At 36.3% G+C, this 4,636-nt stretch carries 4 protein-coding genes; 3 read left to right on the top strand and 1 reads right to left on the bottom strand.

The window, feature by feature from the left end:
* A partial coding sequence (locus AC06OU_RS14780) for a Ger(x)C family spore germination C-terminal domain-containing protein (protein ID WP_475856789.1) occupies window positions 1-554 on the top strand: 554 nt, incomplete at its 5' end.
* A gap of 170 nt (window positions 555-724) precedes the next feature.
* Here the strand turns inward: AC06OU_RS14780 and AC06OU_RS14775 are convergent.
* Window positions 725-2,476, bottom strand: coding sequence for a glycoside hydrolase family 13 protein (locus AC06OU_RS14775; RefSeq protein WP_475856787.1), 1,752 nt, complete (start codon window positions 2,474-2,476; stop codon window positions 725-727).
* A gap of 314 nt (window positions 2,477-2,790) precedes the next feature.
* On the opposite strand from AC06OU_RS14775, the gene AC06OU_RS14770 reads away from it, so the two are divergent.
* Window positions 2,791-4,083 (top strand): extracellular solute-binding protein, encoded by a 1,293-nt coding sequence (locus AC06OU_RS14770; RefSeq protein ID WP_475856786.1) that lies wholly within the window; start codon window positions 2,791-2,793, stop codon window positions 4,081-4,083.
* Window positions 4,084-4,197: 114 nt separating this feature from the next.
* Window positions 4,198-4,636, top strand: a 439-nt coding sequence (locus AC06OU_RS14765) for a DUF5683 domain-containing protein (RefSeq protein ID WP_475856784.1), incomplete at its 3' end; no start/stop codon positions are given.

Here is a 4,636-nt window from a genome sequence, read left to right as displayed (position 1 = left end):
TCCTTTTTGAAAAGGCGCAAGAATTAGCACTTCCATATATCAAAATGGATAAGGAAGGTAGACCGAAAGCAGACGGTGTAGCGTTATTTTCAGGTCGTTCGTTTTCCGGCGAAACCTTAAATCCAGAACAAGGGGTTCTTTTGAACATTTTAAATGAGTCACTTGGTTATTCAACACGTATTACTTATTTGTATGAAGGAAGCCCTGTTTCAGTCCGTGTCAATAAATCAAAGAGAGATCTTGTTGTTTTAAGTAATGAAATTGAAATCACACAGAAAATTGAAGTTGTCATTACAGAATTTCCGCAAGATCATTTGAAAGATAAACAAATCCGAAATAAGCTTCAACAATTTCTGAAAGAGAAGCTAGAGGAAGATATGAATGAAATGATGAACAAGTTACAAGAAGCAAAAAGTGATGCAATTGGACTTGGTCGTATCGTCCGGGCGTATCATCCTAGTTTGTTTAAAGAAGATTGGAACGATCACTTTTCAAAACTAAATGTGCCGATAAAAGTCAATTTGGAAATAGTTAAAACTGGAATATTATATTAGAAACATTTATAGTAAATCAAATATACCCTACAAGTAGGCTCTTAAAAAGCATATTTGTAGGGTACTTTAGATCAAAAAATTATACGTCTAAAGCGGAGCAAATGTTAAAGAATCACTTCACTTTACCCAACACATACTTACCGTATGGGTTGCTTATTTAATTTAGCTTGTTATGAATATTTAGGAGCCTTAATAATAGCGTAACCGTTTCCTCCAAGAGTTAACTTACTACCATCGATATGCGCTGTATCGCTATATATTAAATCCTGCTCACTCACTTCACTAAATTCCACTGATTGCTCCAATCGTTCTGGATTAAATAACACTGTGATAGAATATTTTTCATTGAATTTTTCATAACCAAAAATCCCATTTTCAGTAGTAGGAAGGATAAACCTAACTGAGCCTTCGTTGGCAAGCAGCCTTTCTTGCTTACGTATACTAATAAGTTCTTTAATGTGGTTTTTTAAATCAAGGTTATGTGTCGACTCATCCCAATCCATACATTTTCTACAACCAGGGTCCTGACCACCAGTTAAGCCAATCTCATCTCCGTAGTATATACATGGCGTACCCATGAAAGTTAGTAGAAGGGTAAATATTTGCTTCACTTTACCTATATTGTCGTCACATTCTGTTAATAATCTAGCAGTGTCATGGCTACCAACTAAATTAAATGTATAGTCAAAAACATTTTTAGGATAGTTATAGTAAACCCTTGTTATATTTTCTACAAACTGTGTAGAATTAATGCTTTCATTTACTAAAAGATTAAATAGATTTGTTTTGAACGGATAGTTCATTACTGCATCGAACTGATCTCCACGAAGCCACGGCATGGAGTCATGCCAAATTTCACCTAGAATATATACGTCAGGCTTAATTGCTTTAACAGTTTCCCTAAACTCACGCCAGAATTTATGGTCCACTTCATTTGCCACATCTAATCTCCAGCCATCGATGTCATATTCCTCTATCCAATATGCACCTACATCCATTAAATACTTTTTCACTTCCGGATTGGCAGTATTTAGCTTCGGCATAGACTCGACAAAACCAAATGCCTCATAGTTCGGTCTTTCACCACCACGAACAGGATAACTATGGATATGAAACCAATCCTTATAACGTGAACTTTCCCCGTTAACTAAGACATCTTGGAACGGGGGAAAGTAGTAGCCACTATGATTAAAAACAGCGTCTAACATCACTTTAATGCCACGCTCATGACACTCTTTGACAAGTTGCTTCAACGATTCTTTGTCACCAAACTGTGGGTCTATTTCCAAATAATCAATTGTATCGTATTTATGGTTGGAGCTTGCCTTGAACACAGGAGTGAAGTAAATACCGTTTATACCTAAATCGCTCAAATAGTCTAAATGCTGAATGACACCTGCGAAATCCCCACCAAAGAAATTGTTTATAGCGGGGGGCTCGCTGCCCCAGGCCTTAGCCGTTGGAGGATCTATAGTAGGATCACCGTTAGCAAAGCGTTCTGGGAAAATTTGATACCAAATGGTGTCCTTTACCCAGGCTGGTGCGTCAAAAAGGTCAGTATTGTGCAAATAAGGAAAACAAAAATAGTAGTCCGAATCTTTAGGGGGAGTAGAGTAAAACCCTTTTTCTGTATAAATTACTTCTTCATTACTAGAAATTAACTTAAAGCCATATCGGATTCTATTTGTTTCTGAGAAAATCTTAATCTCCCAATAATCATGTACGCCGTCTGTGCCAGCTAAGTACATCCTTTCCATATCATGCATCCATTCACCATCTGCCCAAATGTATGGGTCTCCATGAATCAGTAAAACTTCTTGAAGGTCATTTGCTTTCGTTTTTAATCGTATGTGTAACGTTTTGTTATCGAGTAAATAAGCTAAGTTATCTACTGGTCTATGAAATACAGCGGACTTTTCCATATGATTGCTCCTTTTTAGAAGTGAGAACAGCACACTTCAATATTATGAAATAAAATATTTTTTATAAATATTAAAAAAAGTATTGTGCAAACGTACTTTAAATGTATAATAAAACCATAAGTTGTGCAATCGCTTTCATAACATTTTATTGAAACATTATGATTCTATTTATCTTAATATACTAGAAATAACTAGAATAAATAGTTCAGGATGTTCATATTCTAATTTTATGTGAGCGTTTTCATTTATTTATTTGTGCAAACGGTTGTACAACTTTAGGAAAAAGAGATTAACAATTGGGAGGGTTAAAAGAAATGAAAAAAACACTATCATTCTTATCGATTCTAGTTTTATTGATGGCTATGTTAGCAGCATGTGGACCAGATCGAGAAACAAGCACAGGGTCATCTAACACAGGTGAAAAAGAAAGTGAAGGCAACACGGAAGAACCAGCAAAGCCTGAAAGACTTGTTGTATGGGAAGATACAGATAAATCTGTAGCATTAAAACCTGCAATTGAGTCTTTTGAAAAGGAATATGGGATTAAAGTAGAATTTAAAGAATTAGGAATGGCAGACAAAATGCGCGACCAGCTGCGTATGGATGGTCCATCAGGAACTGGTGCTGACGTTGTTACTTTGCCACATGACCAAATTGGTCAAGTAGTTACAGAAGGGCTGCTTCAAGAAATTGAAGTAAGTGACGAAGTACTTTCTACATTTAGTGAGTCTTCTGTAAATGCACAAAAATATGATGGAAAACTATACGGCCTTCCAAAAGCAACGGAAACACCTGTATTTATTTATAACAAAGCGCTTATGACAGAAGCACCAGAAACAATGGATGAGGTTTATGAGTTTTCTAAAGGTTTCACGGACGGCAAGCAATTTGGATTTATTGCAACTTGGGATGACTTCTATTTTGCACATGGTGTAATTGCTGGCATGGGCGGATACGTTTTTAAAGAAAATGATGGCGCTCTTGATAGAGACGATATTGGTTTAAACAACGAAGGAGCAGTTGAAGGAGCTTCTTATATCCAAAAATGGTATTCAGAAGGTCTTTTCCCTAAAGGGATTATTGGGGAAAGCGGCGGTTCTACAAGAGATGGACTATTTAACGAAGGAAAAATTGCTTCCGTTATGAATGGTCCTTGGTCTTTCCAAAGCATGAAGGATGCTGGAATTGACATCGGTATTTCTGCAATGCCTAAGCTTCCTAACGGGGAACCTATGAAAACGTTCATGGGAGTTAAAGGATGGCATGTAACTGCATTCACTGAACACAAATATTGGTCTACAAAATTAGTAGAGTGGTTAACAAATGAAGAAAATGCAAAAATTCGCTTTGAAACAACACAAGAAATTCCTCCAGTTAAAACATTAATCGACGATCCGATTATTGCAGACAACGAAGGGGCGAAAGCAGTAGCACTTCAATCTCAATATGCAGTACCAATGCCAAACATTCCAGAAATGTCAGAGGTATGGGGTCCTGCAGCATCAGCACTACAAACTATTGCAACAGGAAAAGCAGAGCCACAAGCAGCAATGGATGATGCAGTTAAAAACATCAAAACAAATATTGAAACAAATCACCCTAACTGATGATTTAAATTGCAAAGGCATGTTTCCTATCATGGGAACATGGCTTTGCTTATATATAATATAATTTTGAAAAGAAATTCTCCTTTCAAAGGAAAGAGGGAGGCCGCTTTAGCGATGGACAATAATGTCACAAACAAACATAGAAAAACTGCTGGGCTTTTATCGATTATTCCAGGTATGGGTCAGCTTTATAATAAACAGTATGTTAAAGGAATCATTTTCTTAGTTTTAACAGTAGCTTTTTTCAGTAGCTTCTATCAAACCCTTAACTGGGGCTTTTGGGGACTAATTACGCTTGGAGAAATTCCAGGTTTAGATCATTCCGTGTTCCTTTTAGTTGATGGAGTTATTGCCTTACTCGTAGCAGCAATCGGGTTAGGTATATATGCTTTTAATATTTATGATGCCTATAACAATGGAAAAAAGAGAGATGAAGGCTTTGAGTTAAATAGCGTAAGAGAGCAGTACCATAACTTATTAGATAATGGTTTTCCATATTTAATGATTTCCCCTGGATTTTTACTGTTAATCTTTGTAGTTATTTTCCCAATCT

The sequence above is a fragment of the Psychrobacillus sp. genome, from assembly GCF_056205495.1.
This window is presented reverse-complemented; position numbering and strand designations above follow the sequence as displayed.